At 67.9% G+C, this 17,317-nt stretch carries 15 protein-coding genes; 7 read left to right on the top strand and 8 right to left on the bottom strand.

From position 1 onward, the window contains the following. Window positions 1-2,025, bottom strand: a complete 2,025-nt coding sequence (locus V6D91_RS05540; protein ID WP_347318515.1) for a TonB-dependent receptor — start codon at window positions 2,023-2,025, stop codon at window positions 1-3. Window positions 2,026-2,086: 61 nt separating this feature from the next. Here V6D91_RS05540 and V6D91_RS05535 point away from each other — a divergent pair, with 61 nt between their 5' ends. Continuing rightward, a complete protein-coding gene (locus tag V6D91_RS05535) occupies window positions 2,087-3,046 on the top strand; it encodes a DUF523 and DUF1722 domain-containing protein (protein ID WP_347318513.1) in 960 nt (319 codons plus the stop codon). A gap of 3 nt (window positions 3,047-3,049) precedes the next feature. Here the strand turns inward: V6D91_RS05535 and V6D91_RS05530 are convergent, their stop codons facing one another. After that, a complete protein-coding gene (locus V6D91_RS05530; RefSeq protein ID WP_347318512.1) occupies window positions 3,050-3,472 on the bottom strand; it encodes a hypothetical protein in 423 nt (140 codons plus the stop codon). 136 nt (window positions 3,473-3,608) lie between these two features. Here V6D91_RS05530 and murJ point away from each other — a divergent pair, with 136 nt between their 5' ends. The 6 genes from murJ to ispH are packed head-to-tail and all read left to right on the top strand — an operon-like array spanning window position 3,609 to window position 10,864. After that, window positions 3,609-5,180, top strand: coding sequence for a murein biosynthesis integral membrane protein MurJ (gene murJ / locus V6D91_RS05525; protein WP_347318510.1), 1,572 nt, complete (start codon window positions 3,609-3,611; stop codon window positions 5,178-5,180). Further along, window positions 5,171-6,127: a bifunctional riboflavin kinase/FAD synthetase gene (locus V6D91_RS05520; protein ID WP_347318508.1), complete on the top strand. Its 957-nt coding sequence runs from the start codon at window positions 5,171-5,173 to the stop codon at window positions 6,125-6,127. Before murJ ends, V6D91_RS05520 begins: the two co-directional genes overlap by 10 nt. Window positions 6,128-6,165: 38 nt before the next feature. Further along, a complete protein-coding gene (gene ileS, locus V6D91_RS05515; protein WP_347318507.1) occupies window positions 6,166-8,991 on the top strand; it encodes an isoleucine--tRNA ligase in 2,826 nt (941 codons plus the stop codon). Next, entirely contained in the window at window positions 8,988-9,473 is a 486-nt protein-coding gene (gene lspA, locus V6D91_RS05510) for a signal peptidase II (protein WP_347318505.1), read from the top strand. Before ileS ends, lspA begins: the two co-directional genes overlap by 4 nt. Beyond that, window positions 9,466-9,897: an FKBP-type peptidyl-prolyl cis-trans isomerase gene (locus V6D91_RS05505; protein WP_347318503.1), complete on the top strand. Its 432-nt coding sequence runs from the start codon at window positions 9,466-9,468 to the stop codon at window positions 9,895-9,897. Before lspA ends, V6D91_RS05505 begins: the two co-directional genes overlap by 8 nt. A gap of 16 nt (window positions 9,898-9,913) precedes the next feature. Then, on the top strand, window positions 9,914-10,864 hold the full coding sequence (gene ispH, locus V6D91_RS05500; RefSeq protein WP_347318930.1) for a 4-hydroxy-3-methylbut-2-enyl diphosphate reductase: 951 nt from the start codon (window positions 9,914-9,916) through the stop codon (window positions 10,862-10,864). Between the two features lie 371 nt (window positions 10,865-11,235). On the opposite strand, the gene V6D91_RS05495 is transcribed toward ispH, so the two are convergent. From V6D91_RS05495 to selD, 6 genes are read right to left on the bottom strand one after another with little or no spacing between them, the layout of a single operon-like run. Continuing rightward, the gene (locus tag V6D91_RS05495; protein WP_347318501.1) at window positions 11,236-12,666 is read right to left on the bottom strand and encodes a deoxyribodipyrimidine photo-lyase; all 1,431 of its coding nucleotides are present in this window, start codon (window positions 12,664-12,666) and stop codon (window positions 11,236-11,238) included. Further along, window positions 12,663-13,403 carry a dihydromonapterin reductase gene (folM, locus tag V6D91_RS05490; RefSeq protein ID WP_347318499.1) on the bottom strand — a complete coding sequence of 247 codons (741 nt, stop codon included), beginning with the start codon at window positions 13,401-13,403 and terminating at the stop codon, window positions 12,663-12,665. The genes V6D91_RS05495 and folM overlap by 4 nt, the downstream gene beginning before the upstream one ends. A 39-nt stretch (window positions 13,404-13,442) precedes the next feature. Beyond that, entirely contained in the window at window positions 13,443-14,432 is a 990-nt protein-coding gene (gene cmoB, locus V6D91_RS05485) for a tRNA 5-methoxyuridine(34)/uridine 5-oxyacetic acid(34) synthase CmoB (RefSeq protein WP_347318497.1), read from the bottom strand. 5 nt (window positions 14,433-14,437) lie between these two features. Next, the gene (gene cmoA, locus V6D91_RS05480; RefSeq protein WP_347318495.1) at window positions 14,438-15,190 is read right to left on the bottom strand and encodes a carboxy-S-adenosyl-L-methionine synthase CmoA; all 753 of its coding nucleotides are present in this window, start codon (window positions 15,188-15,190) and stop codon (window positions 14,438-14,440) included. After that, on the bottom strand, window positions 15,160-16,260 hold the full coding sequence (gene mnmH / locus V6D91_RS05475; protein ID WP_347318493.1) for a tRNA 2-selenouridine(34) synthase MnmH: 1,101 nt from the start codon (window positions 16,258-16,260) through the stop codon (window positions 15,160-15,162). The genes cmoA and mnmH overlap by 31 nt, the downstream gene beginning before the upstream one ends. Next, window positions 16,257-17,297 (bottom strand): selenide, water dikinase SelD, encoded by a 1,041-nt coding sequence (gene selD / locus V6D91_RS05470; protein WP_347318491.1) that lies wholly within the window; start codon window positions 17,295-17,297, stop codon window positions 16,257-16,259. Before selD ends, mnmH begins: the two co-directional genes overlap by 4 nt. Window positions 17,298-17,317: the final 20 nt, after the last annotated feature.

The following is a 17,317-nucleotide window of genomic DNA, read 5'->3' as shown; positions in this document are numbered from 1 at the left end:
TCAGCTGGCGCTGAGCGCCAGCCGCAGCCAGACGGCCCGGCCCCAGCCACGGTCCATGTCGAAATCATGCACTCGTCCATTGAGGTTTTCCCCGATCAGGTCGATCCGCATGCGCTGGGTGCCGAACCGGCGCACATAACCGATCCTGGCGGCCACGCCGGTCGAGGCGTCGAGCGCATCGCGGGTGAGGAAGCCCCACTGCATGGGGCTCGTATAGTGTAGCCGCAGGCTGGCATCCCAGGCCTCACCGAGGCGCTGGGTGAGCAGCAGGCCGGCGGTATGACGGGGCACCGTGGCGGCATAGTCCGGCCACCCCGGCGCCAGACCCTCGTCCTCCCGCGCCTCGGTCAGGGCGTAGCTCAGATGCAGGCTGAGGTCCCGCGCCAGGCGGGTGTCGAGCTGGGCCTCCAGCCCGCGCACGCTGACCGACCCGCCATTGCGCATGTCCAGCACCAGCGGCAGCCAGTCTCCTCCGATGGGATAGAGCAGTGTGTTCATCCCGTCCTCGACCCTCATCATGGCACGGATGGGATCCTTGAGGCGCAGATGGAAGGCGCGCAGGTCCAGTTGCATCCCCCGCCGGGGCACCCACAGGTAGCCGAGGCTCCATTCGGTCGCGCGCTCGGCCTTCAGGCCGCCGCTCTCCGCGCCGGAAGCCAGGGTCAGCCAGACCGGATTCCCATCCCTGTCCCAAGCCGCGGTTCGGCCCTGGTTCTCGAAGAGCAGCGGCTGGCGGGTTCCCGTGCTCCAGCCCGCACGCAGGGTGTGGCCCGGCGCCAGGTGATGGATCAAGGCCAGGCGGGGGGTGAAGACCGGCTCGCTGATGGAGGTGCGTTCCACCATGGCCCCGCCGTTGAGCAGCCAGTTCGGAGCAATCCTCCACTCGGCATGGCCGAACAAGCGTCCGCTGTCCAGCCGCTGGCTGACCGGGGTGCCGAAGAACCGCTCCCCCTCCGCCTCCTCCCGCCGCAGGCCCATGCCCCATACACCGCGCACCTCGCCCAGGGGAACCAGGTGATGCTCCAGTTCCACCTCGTAGCGGGTGGCGCGATAGCTACGCGTCAGGCTCAGGGGCTCAAGGCCTGCCGAAGGCACGCCGTCCACGAGCCTGTAGACCCAGTCATAGCGCAGCGCATCGGCCTCCTTGTAGCTCTGCGCATTGCGCGCCAGGCGCAGCACCCACTCGCCCCCCCCATCGGGGCGATGGTGAAGGGTGAGGAACTGGTGGTCGTTCTCATCGAGGAAGGCATCGTTGATGGTGCCACTGACATCCTGCTCCAGCGCGGCGCCAATGCCGTTGTGCGCCCGGGCGGCCCCGAGCTGCCACTGCATGTCCGTGGACGGCGATAGATCGAGCTCACCCTTCAGGCGCACCCCGTCCATCCGTCGACCGCCACGGTCATCGGCGGCCCGGCCATCCAGGCCGTCGTCCTGCTGGTGGACGACGCTGAGCATCCAGGCGCCGGCGGAGCCGCTGCCCGCCAGACGAGCATGGGCATCGCGCACGCCGTTCGATCCGATCGCCCCGCCCGCCTCCCAGCGCGAGGCCTCGCGCGGCGCGACGGTGGTGATCTTGATGGTGGCGAGCAGGGCATGACTGCCGTAGGCCGCCGTATTGGGGCCACGCACCACCTCGATGCGCTCGATATCATCGATGGCGAGCGGCAGGTCCTGCCACAGCACCGCACCGGTCGAGGGGGCGTAGATGGAGATGCCATCGACCAACACCTGCACACGGCGCGAGTAGTCGTCAGACAGACCAAGGTAGGTCGCAGGCTGGATCGCCGGGCTGCGGCTGCCGACCACCATGCCCGGCACCAGACGCAGGATGTCGGCGATGCGGCGCACGCCCGCCTCGCGCAACATCTCGCGGTCGATCACCGTCACGGCGGACGGCGACTCGTCCAGCCGCTGCGGCAGGCGGCTCGGCGCGATGGCGAGCTCGGGCTCGACCGCGGCCGCAAGGAGGGCACCGGCCGGCGCGAGCAGCACAGGCAGGGTCAGGAGGGGAAGGAATCGACGCATCAGCAGGCCGTTTTTTGCTGTTATGCTGCGTCAAGACGGCCCCCCGGTAAAGGTTCCCCCCATGCAGGAAATCCGCATCCCCGTCGGCATCAGCAGCTGCCTGCTTGGCGAAGAGGTCCGCTTCGACGGCGGCCACAAGCGCGACAACTACATCATCCGCACCCTCGGCCAGTTCTTCCATTTCGTGCCGTTCTGCCCGGAGGTGGCGATCGGCTTGGGCACCCCGCGCCAATCCCTGCGCCTGATCAAGATCGACGGTGAGGTGCGGGTGCGCGGCAACAAGGACCATGACCTGGACGTCACCGACGCCCTGCGCACCACGGGCCGGGTCCAGGCCGAGCGCCACCCCGAGCTGTGCGGCTACATCCTCAAGAGCAAGTCGCCGAGCTGCGGCATGGAGCGGGTGACCCTGTACGAGGGCTGGACGAACGATCGCCCACCGGAGAAAAAGGGCGTGGGCCAGTTCGCGGAGGTCTTCATGAGCGCGCGGCCGGAGCTGCCCTGCGAGGAGGAGGGCCGTCTCGGCGACCCTGTCCTTCGCGACAACTTCATCACCCGCGTCTTCACCCTGCACCGCTGGCGCCGCATGGTGCATGAGGGGCTGAGCGCCGCCGCCCTGCTCGACTTCCATACCCGGCACAAGCTGCTGATCCTGGCCCATCATCCGCAGACCTACACCGCCCTCGGGCGGCTACTCGCCAACCTGCGCCAAGTGGACCTCGAACTGCTGGCCGCCGACTATCTGCTCACCCTCATGCGCGGCCTCAAACACATCGCCACCCGCGGCAAGAATGCCAATGTGCTCCAGCACCTGGCCGGCTACCTGCGTGACGAACTGGATGGCGGCGACCGCGAGGAGCTGGCGCGGGTCATCGACGACTACCGCGAGGGCCGGGTGCCGCTCATCGTGCCGATCACCCTGCTGCGTCACCACTTCCGCCGCCACCCGCACCCCTACGTGGCCGGCCAGGTCTACCTCGAGCCTCACCCGCCGGAGCTGATGCTGCGCAACGGGGTGTGACGCTCACCCCTGCGCGGGGGTGATCGTCTTGCGCATGCGGTGGGTCAAGAGGATCAGCGAGAAGAACAGCGCGCTGATCACGCCCAGCACCAGCAGCACCCACACCTCGTGCGGCGCCGCATCGAGCAGAATCAGCTTGCGCAACAGGACGACGAAACCGACCTCAAGGAAGGTCAGCGCGTAGTGGAAGCTGTCGTTGATGAACAGCGAGCGCACGATCGCCAGCACAATCAGGGTGAACAGGGCGTCGTTGAGCAGGGCCAGCAGCTGGTGGAAGTCGGGCGCGCCGAGCTGCGGCAGGTAGGCCACGAGCTTGCCGCCGAGCCCCAGCAGGCAGGTGGCCAGGTAGACGATCATGAACACGATGAGCGCAAAACGCAGGCCGGCGACCACCCGGCGCAACAGCTTCTCGGAACGCTCAAGCACGAACGGCAACCTCTGAAGAAGGGGGATGGCTCATTCTAGCAGGCGCGGGGCATCCCGCAGCCCCAGCGCGGCGAGGCAGATCGTCGCCGGATGCCCCACACAGACCACTACAGACCGCCGGGTATAGAATGCCCGCATGAGCCGTTCCCTCCTCAAGTCCACCGCCGTGATCAGTGCGATGACCCTCGTCTCGCGCATTCTCGGCTTCGTGCGCGACATCGTCTTCGCCAGGCTGTTCGGGGCCTCCGCCGCGACCGACGCCTTCTTCGTGGTGTTCAAGATCCCCAACTTCCTGCGCCGCCTGTTTGCCGAGGGGGCCTTCCAGCAGGCCTTCGTGCCAGTGCTGGCGGAGTACCGCGAGAAGCGCAGCCAGGAGGAGATGCTCGACTACGTTGCCCATGTCGCCGGTACCCTGGGCGCGGTGCTGCTGCTGGTGACGACGATCGGTGTCGCCGCCGCCCCCCTCCTGCTGCTGCTGTTCGCCCCGGGTTTCACGGGAAACCCCGAGCAACTGGCGCTGGCGGAGACCATGCTGCGCATCGTCTTCCCCTACCTGTTCTTCATCTCCCTGACCGCCTTCGCCAGCAGCCTGCTCAACAGCTTCGGCCGGTTCGCCATCCCCGCCCTCACCCCGGTGTGGCTGAACATCGTCCTGATCGGCGCGGCCTTCCTTGGCGCCCACCATGCCGAGGAACCCTTGATCGTGCTCTCCTGGGGGGTGTTCGTCGCCGGCGCGGTGCAGCTTGGCTTCCAGCTGCCCTGGCTGTGGCGCATGGGCCTGCTGCCCAGGCCCAGGATCGCTCGCCACCATGCGGGGGTGAACAAGACCCTGAAGCTGATGCTGCCGGCGATCTTCGGCTCCTCGGTCACCCAGCTGAATCTCTTGATCGACACCATCCTCGCCTCCTTCCTCATCGCCGGCTCCGTGTCCTGGCTGTACTACTCCGACCGGCTGGTGGAGTTCCCGCTCGGCATGTTCGGCGTGGCACTCGCCACCGTGATCCTGCCCAAGCTCGCGCGCGAGCATGCCGCAAGCTCCAGCGCCGACTTCAACCAGACCCTCGACTGGGGCCTGCGCCTGACCGTGCTGCTCGCCCTGCCTGCCACCGTAGGGCTGGTCCTGCTGGCCGGCCCCCTGCTCGCCACCCTGTTCCAGCACGGCGAGTTTTCCGCCCACGACACCGCCATGGCCCAGCTCTCCCTGATCGCCTACAGCCTGGGACTGCCCGGCTTTCTGCTGATCAAGGTGCTGGCCCCCGGCTTCTATGCCCGCCAGGACACCACCACCCCGGTGAAGATCGGCATCCGCGCCGTGCTCGCCAACCTCGCCTTCAAGGCCGCGGTGGTGGTACCGATGATCCTGCTCACCGTCCCCGGCACCCATGCCGCGCTGGCCGCCGCCACCGCCTTCGCCGCCTGGCTCAATGCCTTCTGGCTGTACCGCGCCCTGCGCGGAAGAGCCGTCTACCAACCCAGCCGCCAGTGGTGCAAGCTGGCCCTGCAGGCCGGTGGGGCCACCCTGGGCATGGCGGGATTCCTGTTCCTGCTCGCCCCCGAGCTTGCCGCCTGGTCCGCCATGCACGGCAGCCAGCGCGCCCTGTGGCTCGCCGGACTCGTGCTCGGCGCCGTCGCGGTCTATTTCATCCTGCTCGCCGCCCTCGGCCTGCGGCCGCGCGACCTGAAGCGGGAGGAGACGACATGGAGCTGATCCGCGGGGGGGCAGCCCGCAGGCGTCCTGCGGCCACGCCGACAGGCTGCGCCGTAACCATCGGCAATTTCGACGGCCTCCACCTCGGCCACCAGGCCTTGGTGCGACGTCTGGATGCCGCGGCGCGGCCCGAGGGGCTACGCCGCATCGTGCTCACCTTCGAGCCCCTGCCGCGCGAGGTCTTCGCCCCGCACCCCGTCCCGCGCCTGACGAGCCTGCGCGAAAAGGCCGCCTGGCTCGCCGCCTCCGGCCTGGTCGACGAGCTCCACATCCTGCGTTTCAACCAGGCCCTGGCCCATCTTCCCGCCGAGGACTTCGTGCGCGAGATCCTGGTTGGGCAGCTGCACGCCCGCCATGTCCTGATCGGCGATGACTTCCGCTTCGGCCGCGCGCGGCGCGGCGACTTTGCCCTGCTGCAGCGGCTTGGCGCGGAACACGGCTTCTCGGTCGAGGCCACCCCGCCGGTCGTGCTGGACGGCATGCGCATCTCCAGCACCTTGGTGCGCACCGCCCTCAGCGAGGGTCGGGTGGAGGATGCCGCCCGCCTGCTCGGGCGGCCCTACAGCCTGTGCGCCCGTGTCACCCACGGCGACAAGCGCGGGCGCCTGCTCGGCTTCCCCACCCTCAACCTGCCGCTCGGGCGCAAGCACTTTGCCCTGCATGGAGTCTTTGCCGTCGAGATCCTGGGCCTGGCCGACCGCCCCCTGTTTGGTGTCGCCAACGCCGGCATCCGCCCGACCGTCGGCGGGCTGACGCCGCGTGTCGAGGCCCATGTCTTCGACTGGTCGGGCGATGCCTATGGCCAACGGGTGGAGGTGCGCTTCCATGCCTTTCTGCGCGAGGAGCAGCGCTTCGCGGGTCTGGACGCGTTGATGGCGCAGATCGCCAGGGATGCCGCGGCGGCACGGGCCGTCCTTACTGGCGAGTTCAAAGCAAATCGGGAATAATCGGGCCTAATTTTTCCTTATTTCTCCGCACCTTCCCCATGTCCAAAGACACCGCCAGCGAATCCGTCTACAAGGCCTCCCTCAACCTGCCTGAAACCGAGTTCCCGATGCGCGGCAACCTGCCGCAGCGTGAGCCCGAAATCCTCGCCCGCTGGCAGGCGCAGGACCTGTACGGCCGCATCCGCGAGGTCAGCGCCGGACGGCCCAAGTTCGTGCTGCACGACGGCCCGCCGTATGCCAACGGCGACATCCACATCGGCCACGCGGTCAACAAGGTGCTCAAGGACATCATCGTCAAGAGCAAGCTCTTGGCGGGCTTTGACGCGCCCTACGTGCCGGGCTGGGACTGCCACGGCCTGCCGATCGAGCTGCAGGTGGAGAAGAAGCTGGGCAAGGCCGGGGACAAGGTGAGCGCACGCGAATTCCGCAACGCCTGCCGTGCCTACGCCGCCGAGCAGGTGGAGCGGCAGAAGGCGGACTTCGTACGCCTGGGCGTGCTGGGCGACTGGAAGCGCCCCTACCTGACCATGGACTACAAGTTCGAGGCCGACATCCTCCGCGCGCTGGGCAGAATCATTGCCAACGGCCACCTGGTGCAGGGCCAAAAGCCGGTGCACTGGTGCGTGGACTGCGGCTCCGCGCTGGCCGAGGCCGAGGTGGAGTATCAGGACAAGACCTCGGATGCCATCGACGTGCGCTTCCAGGCCGTCGATCAGGCCGCGTTCGAGAAGGCCCTGAATGCCACGGGTGAGGGCCCCATCGAGGTGGTCATCTGGACCACCACCCCGTGGACCCTGCCAGCCAACCAGGGCGTGGCGCTCAACCCGGAGCTGGACTACGTGCTGGTCCAAGTCGACGGCGCACGCCTGCTCTTGGCCGAGGCGCTGGCCGAAGTGACACTCAAACGTTACGGCTATGCTGCCCCCATCGTCGGCCGCGCCAAGGGCGCCGCCCTGGAGCACCTGAAGCTCCAGCACCCCTTCCTCGACCGCCAGGTGCCGATCATCCTCGGTGAGCATGTCACCACCGACGCCGGTACCGGCGCGGTCCACACCGCCCCGGGCCATGGTCAGGAGGACTATGTCGCCGGCAGCCGCTACAGCCTGCCGGTGGACAACCCGGTGGACGATGCCGGTCGCTTCAAGCCGGGCACCCCCTTCGTCGAGGGGCTGCACGTGAACAAGGCCAACCCGGTCATCATCGAGCTTCTGCGCGAGCGTGGCCGCCTGCAGCACGCCAGCAAGCTCAACCACAGCTTCCCGCACTGCTGGCGGCACAAGACCCCGCTGATCTTCCGTGCCACCCCGCAATGGTTCATCGGCATGGACGTCAACGGCCTGCGCGCCAAGGCGCTGGAGGCCATCAAGGCGACCCGCTGGGTCCCGGAATGGGGTGAGAACCGCATCACCGCCATGGTCGAGGGCCGCCCGGACTGGTGCATCTCGCGCCAGCGCACCTGGGGCGTGCCCATCGCCCTGTTCGTACACAAGGACACCGGCGCGCTGCACCCGCGCACCCCGGAACTGATCGAACAAGTCGCCCAGCGCATGGAATCGGGCGGCGTGGACGCCTGGTTCGAGCTCGATGCGGCAGAACTCCTGGGTGCAGAGGCCGCGCAGTACCGCAAGGTGACCGACACCCTAGACGTGTGGTTCGATTCCGGCGTGACCCACTTTGCCGTGCTGGCCCAGCGGCCCGAGCTGCACGACCCCGCCGACCTGTACCTGGAGGGCTCCGACCAGCACCGCGGCTGGTTCCAGTCCTCGCTGATGACCGCCATCGGCATGCACGCCCGCCCGCCGTACCGGCAGGTGCTGACCCACGGCTTCACCGTGGATGCGCAGGGGCGCAAGATGTCCAAGTCCCTCGGCAACGTCATCGCCCCGCAAAAGGTCATCAATAGCCTCGGCGCGGACGTGCTGCGCCTGTGGGTGGCCTCCAGTGACTACCGCGGCGAGATCACCGTCTCCGATGAGATCCTCAAGCGCGCAGGCGATGCCTACCGCCGCATCCGCAACACCGCCCGCTACCTTTTGGCCAACCTGAAGGACTTCCAGCCTGAGGATGCCGTGCCATTTGCGGACATGCTTCCTCTGGACCAGTGGGCGGTGGACCAGGCCGCGCGCCTGCAGGAGGAGATCCTTGCCGCTTTCGACACCTACAACTTCCACCAGGTGGTGCACGCGGTGCACAACTTCTGCTCGGTGACCCTGGGCGGCTTCTACCTGGACGTGACCAAGGACCGGCAGTACACCTGCCAGGCGAACTCGCGCGCCCGCCGCTCCAGCCAGACCGCGCAGTGGCACATCCTCGAGGCCCTCACCCGCTGGATCGCGCCGATTGCGAGCTTCACCGCCGAGGAGCTGTGGGGCTATCTGCCGGGGGCGCGGGAAGACTCCGTGTTCCTCGCCACCCACACCACCGGCCTTGCGCGCTTGGACGAGAATGCCGTGCTCGGCCCCAAGGACTGGACACGCATCCTCGCCGTGCGTGACGCGGTACTGGCCGTGCTCGAAGGGCTGCGCAAGGATGGCACCATCGGCGCCAACCTCGATGCCGAGGTGGACATCTACGCCGACGATACCACCCTCGCCGTGCTCAGGAAGCTGGAGGATGAGCTGCGCTTTGTGCTGATCACATCAAGCGCACGCGTCCACCCGCTCACCGCGCGCCCGCCCGAGAGCACCGTGGTGGACATCGAGGGCGGCCAGATCGCCATCGCCGCCAAGGCCAGCCTGCACGGCAAGTGCGTGCGCTGCTGGCACCACCGCGAGGACGTGGGCAGCCACCCCGCCCACCCCGAGCTTTGCGGACGCTGTGTGGAGAACGTGGAGGGTGCGGGCGAGACCCGCCGCTTCGCATGACCCCGATCCTCAAACGCGGCCTTGGCCTGGCCCTGACCGTCATCCTCCTCGACCAGGCCACCAAGCTGTGGGCAAGCTCGGCCCTGGGCTACGCCCAGCCGGTGCCCATCCTCCCCGGTTTCAACCTGACCCTGATGCACAACCCCGGCGCCGCGTTCAGCTTCCTGGGCGAGGCTTCCGGCTGGCAGCGCTGGTTCTTCCTGGCCCTGGCCGTAGGGGTCTCCGCCTGGCTCATGGTGTGGATGCGCGCGCTCAAGGCGCATGAACGCTGGACGGGGTTCGCCCTCGCCCTGATCATCGGCGGGGCGCTGGGTAACGCGATCGACCGCGTCTGGCTTGGTTACGTGGTCGACTTCATCGACCTGTACTGGCAGGGCTACCACTGGCCGGCCTTCAATATCGCCGACTCCGCCATCACCGTTGGCGCGGTGCTTCTGGCGCTGCTCATGCTGTTCGAGAAGAAGGACGAACCCCATGGCTAAGATCCTCCCTGGCTGCCGGGTCAAGCTGGCCTTCCGCCTCTCCCTTCCGGATGGCACCGAGATCGACGCGGCACCCGAGGACGACCCGCTGGAACTGCTGGTGGGCGATGGCACCATCAGCCCGGGGCTGGAGTTCGCCTTCCAGGGCATGCAGGCGGGCGAGCGGGGACGCTTCGAGATCGCCCCCGGCACCGCCTTCCCCCTGCCCGACCCGGACAAGGTCTTCGTCCTGCCGCCGGAGGATCTCGGTGCCGACTTCGTGCCGGAGCAGGGCCAGTTCATCGAGTTCGAACTGCCGAGCGGCGAGACCACGGCGGGCCGGGTCCTGGACCTGACCGAGGAAGGCCTGAAGGTGGACTTCAACCATCCCCTCGCCGGTTTTCCCCTGATCTTCGAGGTGCATGTCCTCGAGGTTCAGTGTTAAGTTCCCGCCCATGACCATGCAGCCCCTCATCCAGCTCGCCAACCCGCGCGGCTTCTGCGCCGGGGTCGACCGCGCCATCGAGATCGTCGAGCGCGCCCTCGAGCAGTTCGGCGCGCCGATCTTTGTGCGCCACGAGATCGTCCACAACCGCTACATCGTCGAGGGGCTGAGGGCCAAGGGGGCGGTTTTCATCGAGGAACTCTCCGAGGTGCCGGACGGCGCCACGCTGATCTTCAGCGCCCACGGAGTCTCCAAGGCCATCCAGGAGGAGGCGGCCGCACGCGGCCTGCGGGTGTTCGATGCCACCTGCCCGCTGGTGACCAAGGTGCACATCGAGGTGGCCCGCCTCTCCCGCCAGGGCCGCGACGTGATCCTGATCGGTCATGCCGGGCATCCCGAGGTCGAGGGCACCATGGGCCACTACGACCGCGCGTTCGGCGGCCAGATCCACCTGGTCGAATCGGTCGAGGACGTGGCGCGCATCGAGGTGCGCGACCCCGCCAACCTCGCCTACTCCACCCAGACCACGCTCTCGCTGGACGAGACCCGCGCCATTGTCGAGGCCCTGCGCGCGCGCTTTCCCCTGATCCAGGGGCCGCGCAAGGACGACATCTGCTACGCCACCCAGAACCGGCAGGATGCCGTCAAGCGGCTGGCGGCGGAATGCGACCTGCTGCTGGTGGTGGGGAGCAAGACCAGCTCCAACTCCAACCGCCTGCGCGAGATCGGCGAGCAGCTGGGGGTGCCGAGCTTCCTGATCGATGGCCCGGAGGATATCCAGCCCGCCTGGCTGGTCGGCAAGCGCCACATCGGCCTGACCGCCGGCGCCTCAGCGCCCGAGGTGCTGGTGCAGCGCGTCATTGATCATCTCAAGTCCTGCTGCGACGCGAGACTTGCGCGCGAGGACGAGGGGGTGCGCGAGGACGTGGTCTTTCCCCTCCCGCGCGAGCTTCGCCGTCCGGCCTGAACCGGCCGTCCCGACGGGAGGCGCCCACATGAAAAAGGCCGGCAGCATCACTGCTGCCGGCCTTCGGGTCATAGTGGCCATCCCTGCCCGCGCCCTCCGGGCGCGCATCCCATGGTTCTGCATCCCAGCGCGCCATCCAGGCATCCTGCGCACATCCTGATGCGGTGAAACCTCCTGGCTTCATGTCTCTCCGGCCTCCTGGCCCGTGCACTCCTACAGCCTCAGGCTGCTGCGCGCTCCCGCCTCCACTCGTTCACGCGCTCTTGCACGGAACTCATCCTACGCCTAGGGAAATGACAAAACCATCAGAAAAATCCAAGAAGTTCCATATTTTTTCGCCTATTCCATAGAATGTTTTTATCCTGGATCAATCAGGATAGACGAGCAAAGGCATCCAGCGCCCGCTGGCGGCTCGCAGCAAGATCGACGACCGGGTGGGGATAGTCCGTGCCAAGGGCGATGCCCGCAGCACGCAAAACCTGGGCCGGGGCCTCCCAGGGGCGATGCAGCCACCGCCCGGGCAGACGCGCGAGCTCCGGCACCCAGCGCCGCACGTAGTCGCCCTCGCCATCGAAGCGCTCGCCCTGCAGCACCGGATTGAAGATGCGGAAATAGGGCGCGGCATCGGCGCCGCAGCCCGCCGTCCACTGCCAGCCGAACACGTTGTTGGCGAGGTCCGCGTCGACCAGCGTGTCCCAGAACCAACGCTCTCCCTGCTGCCAGCCGATCTGCATGTTCTTGGTCAGCAACGAGGCCACGATCATGCGCACGCGGTTGTGCATCCACCCCGTCTGCCACAGCTCGCGCATGCCGGCGTCGACCAGTGGGATGCCCGTCTGGCCCCGCGTCCACGCCTGCCACAGGCGTGGATCGGCCACCTGCCCCTGGAGGAATCCTTCCCAGCGCGGATTCATCGGCCGGTCGACGGTGTGCGGGAAGTGGAAGAGGATGTGGTGGGCAAACTCCCGCCAGCCGAGCTCGCTGAAGAATCGGCGCGCATCGGCATCCGGCTCGCCCCGTTGTGCCTCCAACACCGCCCGCACCACCTGGCGCGGCCCAAGCTCGCCGAAGTGCAGGTGCGGCGAGAGGCGCGAGGTGCCCGCATGGCCAGGACGATCCCGGGTAGCCGAATAGCCGGCGAGGCCGTCGCCGATGAACCGCCGCAAACACCGCCACGCCCCCTCCTCGCCCGGGGTCCAGTGGTCACGGAAGCCGGCATCCCACGAGATCTCCGGCAGCAGGCGGAGGGCTTCCAACGGCTCGCTCCTCACCTCCCGCGGCACGGGGGGGAGCGCGGAGGGCGGAGCGATCAGCTCCACCCGGTCGAGACCATGCCCCTGACAGGCCTTCCAGTAGGGGGTGAAGATGCGGTAGGGCTTGCCCTCGCGGGTCAGGACCTCCCATGGCTCGAACAAGAGGCTGCCATTGAAACTCTCCGCCCGCAACCCCAGCCCGCGCAGTGCAGCCTTGACCGACTGGTCGCGCGCGATCTGCTCGGGGGCGTACTGGCGGTTCCAGAACACGGCCTCCGCCCCCGTTGCGGCAGCCACCGCCCTCAATGCCGCCTGGGCACTGGCGGCACGGCGCACGATCAGGCGCGACCCCAAGGCGCGCAGCTGTCCATCCAGTGCCGCGAGGCTGTGGTGCAACCACCAGCGCGAGGCCGCGCCGGGGGCTGCCTCCCCCTCCTCGTCCGGTGCATGGATGTAGAGCGGAATGACAGGGCCGTGCAGAAGGGCCGCGGCGAGCGCCGGGTTGTCGGCCAGTCTCAGGTCGCGACGGATCCACCAGATGGCCGTCATTTCACGTTCCGTCCACCATCCACCGGCAGGGTCGCGCCGGTGATGAAGGGGTTGTCGAGCAGACAGCGGATCGCCTGCCACACCACCCCCGGTCCGGGTTCGTAGCCGAGTGCAGAGCGTGCAAGGCGGTCGCGTCGATAGGCTTCGCTGTCGCCTTCGTTAAACAGGATCAAGCCGGGCGCGAGGCTATTCACCTTGATGCGCGGGGCGAAGCGGGCGGCGAAGGAGAGGGTCAGGCTGTCCAGCGCCGCCTTGCTGGCGACGTAGGCAGCACGCGCGGCGCTGCCCTTTTGCACGGTGGTATCGGTGATGTGGATGATGTCGGCGAAACGTGCCGAGCTCGCCCGCAGCAGGTCCTCGCAGGCAAGGTTGATGCGGTAGGGCGCACGCACATGCAGGTTCATCAGCACCTCGAAGCCCGCCGGGTCGCGGACGAGATCCTCGTCGGTGAGCCAGAGCGAGGCGTTGTGGATGATGGCGCGCAGGCTGGCGGCCTGCTGCCGGATGCCATGGATGCAGGCCTCGATGCCCTCGGGGGCCGAGAGATCGGCCTGGATGGTGCGCGCTCCGCGCTCGCGCAGGCGGTCGAGGGACGGGCGCTCGGTCCGGTAGGTGACGATCAGCGGCGTGCCCTCGTCGAGCAGGCGCTCGGCGTGGTACAGCCCCAGGCGTTGGCCCGCCCCCGTCAGCAGGATGGCGTCGTGCAGCGGTTCGATGGTGGGTGCATGGTTCGGCATGGCTTTCCTGTCATCCCCCGCCCGATCAAGCCTGGCGGGTCAGCGTTCGGCAACGATGATCGCGCGGCGCGGCGCGGGATACCCTTCCACCGTGCGGGTCGGATCGCGCGGATCGAGGAAGTCGGCCAGCGACTGGAACTGCATCCAGCCGGTCCGGCGCTGCTCGGCGGTGGTCGTCACGCCCTCGTCCACGATCCTGGCGCCGCGGAAACCGGCCGCCTCCACCCAGCCACGCAGGGTGGCCGCCGAAGGCACCGCCCACACGTTGCGCATCATGGCGTAGCGCCCAGAACCGGTCTCTGCAGGATAGAGGCAGTCGCCTTCCCCGCCCTCGATCACCAACCCTTCCAGCACCAACTGGCCGCCCGGGCGCAGGCACTCGGCGAGCTGGGCAAGATGCTCCAGCGGGTCGCGCCGATGGTAGATCACACCCATCGAGAATACCGTATCGAACACCGGCAGGCGCTGGGGAAGGCCCTCGAGAGTGAAGGGGAGGACGTGCGTGTGGCTCGTGTTTGACAGCGCGCGCAGCAGGGCGAACTGGGCGGTGAACAGGAGCGAAGGGTCGATGCCGATGGCAAGCCTGGCCCCCGCCCCGCGCATGCGCAGCAGGTGGTAGCCGCTGCCACACCCCACATCCAGCACATCGCGCCCGGCCAGCGGCGCAAGGTGCGGGGCCACCCGTGCCCACTTCCAATCCGAGCGCCATTCGGTATCGACGTGGATGCCGAACACGTCGAACGGCCCCTTGCGCCAGGGCATCAGACCCTGCAGGGCGTGTTTCAGCTGCGCCCGCACCGCCTCATCCGCTTCATCCGCCGCGCCGATCAGGATCGTGTCTCGCGCAAGATCGATGTGACCGGCCCGCAGCGGCGGGCAGGCGTCCAGGGCCGCCAGGAAGCGGGGCAGGTTGCCATTGCGCTGAGGGTCGAGCTGGTCCTCGAGCGTCGAGGGGAGCCATTCAAGCCAGGACTCCAGGGGATGCCCCTCAAGCTCCCGCCGCAAGGCAGGCAGGTCGACCATCATCATGTGCATCACGCCATGGCCAAGAGGGATACGAAGCGGGTGTGTTGCAGCCAGGTTTCACATGAAACGAACCCCGCCTCGTGCAGACGGGCGCGATGCGCCTCCAGGGTCTCGGGCACCAGCACGTTCTCGAGCGCCTGGCGCTTCTGCGCGATCTCCAGCTCCGAATAGCCCTGCGCGCGCTTGAAGTCGTGGTGAAGCTCGGTGATCAGGTGCTCCATGCGCTTATCCTCGAAGGCGATCTTCTCCGACAGCAGCAGCACCCCGCCGGGCCGCATCCCGGCACGGATGCGGCGCAGCAGTTCGAGTCGGCGCTCCAAGGGAATGAACTGGAGGGTGAAATTGAGCAGAACGAGCGAGGCATGCTCGATCGGCACGTCCAGCACGTCGGACTGCACCAATTCGACCGGCACGTTCGAGCGGAAGCTGCCGAGCCACTCGCCCGCGCGCCGGATCATCGCCTCCGAGGTATCGACGGCGATGATCCGGCAGCCCTCACCCCTCACCCCGCGCCGCACCGCCTGGGACCCGGCGCCGAGCGAACAGCCGAGGTCGTAGACATGGGTGCCCGGCTGCACGACGCGCGCCGCGAGCCAGGGCAGGGCCTGCAGGATCAGTTCGTAGCCCGGCACCGAGCGCCGGATCATGTCCGGGAATACCGCGGCGACCTGCTCGTCGAAGGTGAACGGTTCGATCCGCGCCTGCGGATCGGCATAGAGCGTATCGCGGATCATGCCGCGGCCCACCTCGTTTTCCACCATGCGAGCACCGCCTCGCGATCGCCGCGAAAGACGACGCGGTCGAGCTTCTTGCTGATCTGGTAGTCGTACATCGGGTCGTAGTATTCGACCAGCAGACGGCGCACGAACTCCCGCATGCCTGCGTCGTCACCGGCGCGGAAGGCCGTCAGGGCTTCCTCGAGCAGATCAGTCAGATGCCGGTGGCGCAAGCCCCCCAGCCGCCGGTGGATGCGGGCGAGGCTGGCGCGTACCTGCTCGGCGTAGAGCGCGAAACCCACCTCCTCCCCATGGAGCCTGCGGAATTCTGCCAGGCTATCGAGCACGTAGTCCTTGAACGACTGCGCCTCGCGCCGCTCGAGCGACTCCTCCAGCAGGACCAGCGGCGAGGCTTGCATGGCGGCGTACAGGGCCTGCGGGACCTCGCGGCTGCCGATGGCCCGCCCCTCATCCTCCAGCAGCACCGGCATGTTTCCCGTGAAACGCAGCAGCCGGATGGCGATCGCATTGTCGATATTGATCTGGGTAGGCTGCGGGGTGGCGTGGCGCCCGAAAGCCGAACCACGATGATGCGCAATGCCTTCAAGATCGATGCTGTTACCGACCATTTGCAACAGATCGGTCTTTCCTGAACCGGTCCTCCCGCCCAGGACGACCAGCGGCTGGCTGGCCGAGCGCTCGGTCAGGGTGTTCAGCAGGAAGCGGCGCAGGGCCTTGTAGCCACCGGTCACACGTGGCACGACGATGCCCGCCTCCGCCGCCAGCATCTGCTGGGTCAGGCGCGAGCGCAAGCCCCCTCGGAAGCAGTAGAGCACCCCGTCGGGATGGCGCCGTGCCCAGTCGGCCCACAGCGCGATGCGCCGGGACTTCTCCTCGCCGGAAACCAGCCGGTAACCCAGTTCGATCGCAGCGTCCTGTCCCGCCTCCTTGTAGCGGATGCCGACCCGGTGGCGCTCCTCGTCCGTCAGCAGCGGGATGTTCTCCGCCCGTGGAAAAGCGCCCTCGGCGAATTCGACCGGCGCGCGCAGGTCGAGCAACGGCACATCCGTAAGGAACAGGCGGGCGTAGTCCGCCGTGACGGGCAGGGTGGTCACACCACCTCCACGAACGGCCCATCCCCAAGGCGCGGCAGCAGCTCGCCAAAGGGTTTGAGCGCAAGACCGGCGGCCTCGGCGCGGCGCAGGAATTCCGGCTCGCCCTCGGGCATGACCGCCATCAACAGGCCGCCGGAGGTCTGCGGGTCGCACAGGATCAGCTTCGCCTCCTCGCTGATCGGCGCGACCTTGTGGCCGTAGCTTGCGAAGTTGCGGTGCGTGCCGCCGGGCGAGCACCCCAGGGCCGCATAGTGACGCGCCTCGGGGATGACCGGCACGGCATCGAGGTTAAGACGTGCGTTCAGCCCACTGCCCTCGCACATCTCCAGCAGGTGACCGAGCAGGCCGAAGCCGGTCACGTCGGTCATCGCCACCAGTTTGTCCATATCGCTGATCGCCGCGCCGAAGGTGTTGAGGGTCACCATCCAATCGCGGGCGATATGGGCGTGCTCGGGCGCGAGCTTCTTGCCCTTCTGCGCGGTGGTGAGCAGGCCGATGCCGATAGGCTTGGAGAGGTACAGCTTCGCGCCCGCACGGGCGGTGTCGTTGCGCTTGAGGTTGTGAAGCTGGACCTCGCCGGTCACCGCCAGGCCGAAGATCGGTTCGGGGGCGTCGATGCTGTGCCCGCCCGCCAGCGGGATGCCTGCGGCGTGGCAGGCCGCGCGCCCACCCTCGATCACCTGGCGACCCACCTCGGCCGGCAGCTTGTCGATCGGCCAGCCGAAGATGGCAATGGCCATCAGCGGCCGGCCGCCCATGGCATACACGTCCGAGATGGCGTTGGTGGCGGCGATGCGGCCGAAGTCGAACGGATCGTCGACGATCGGCATGAAGAAGTCGGTGGTGGAGATCACTCCGCGTCCGTCGCCGAGGTCGTACACGGCTGCATCGTCGCGCGAGGCATTGCCGACCACAAGGCGCGGGTCGTGGAAGGCCTCGAGCTGCGAGTGCAGCAGGCCATCCAGGACATTCGGTGCGATCTTGCAGCCGCAGCCGGCACCGTGGCTGTATTCGGTCAGACAGATCAGGTCTTTCATAGGGATTCGCTCACAAAATG

The organism is Thiofaba sp. EF100, from assembly GCF_039822285.1.
Taxonomy (GTDB): domain Bacteria; phylum Pseudomonadota; class Gammaproteobacteria; order Halothiobacillales; family Halothiobacillaceae; genus Thiofaba.
This window is presented reverse-complemented; position numbering and strand designations above follow the sequence as displayed.

Bases quoted from the DNA above. Each gene is read 5' to 3' on its own strand.
- V6D91_RS05535 (WP_347318513.1), top strand. From the start codon at position 2,087: ATGCAGGAAATCCGCATCCCCGTCGGCATCAGCAGCTGCCTGCTTGGC.
- cmoA (WP_347318495.1), bottom strand. From the start codon at position 15,190: ATGGTGGAAAACGAGGTGGGCCGCGGCATGATCCGCGATACGCTCTAT.
- V6D91_RS05505 (WP_347318503.1), top strand. From the start codon at position 9,466: ATGGCTAAGATCCTCCCTGGCTGCCGGGTCAAGCTGGCCTTCCGCCTC.
- cmoB (WP_347318497.1), bottom strand. From the start codon at position 14,432: ATGATGATGGTCGACCTGCCTGCCTTGCGGCGGGAGCTTGAGGGGCAT.
- selD (WP_347318491.1), bottom strand. From the start codon at position 17,297: ATGAAAGACCTGATCTGTCTGACCGAATACAGCCACGGTGCCGGCTGC.
- V6D91_RS05495 (WP_347318501.1), bottom strand. From the start codon at position 12,666: ATGACGGCCATCTGGTGGATCCGTCGCGACCTGAGACTGGCCGACAAC.
- V6D91_RS05520 (WP_347318508.1), top strand. From the start codon at position 5,171: ATGGAGCTGATCCGCGGGGGGGCAGCCCGCAGGCGTCCTGCGGCCACG.
- murJ (WP_347318510.1), top strand. From the start codon at position 3,609: ATGAGCCGTTCCCTCCTCAAGTCCACCGCCGTGATCAGTGCGATGACC.
- ileS (WP_347318507.1), top strand. From the start codon at position 6,166: ATGTCCAAAGACACCGCCAGCGAATCCGTCTACAAGGCCTCCCTCAAC.
- lspA (WP_347318505.1), top strand. From the start codon at position 8,988: ATGACCCCGATCCTCAAACGCGGCCTTGGCCTGGCCCTGACCGTCATC.
- V6D91_RS05540 (WP_347318515.1), bottom strand. From the start codon at position 2,025: ATGCGTCGATTCCTTCCCCTCCTGACCCTGCCTGTGCTGCTCGCGCCG.
- folM (WP_347318499.1), bottom strand. From the start codon at position 13,403: ATGCCGAACCATGCACCCACCATCGAACCGCTGCACGACGCCATCCTG.
- ispH (WP_347318930.1), top strand. From the start codon at position 9,914: ATGCAGCCCCTCATCCAGCTCGCCAACCCGCGCGGCTTCTGCGCCGGG.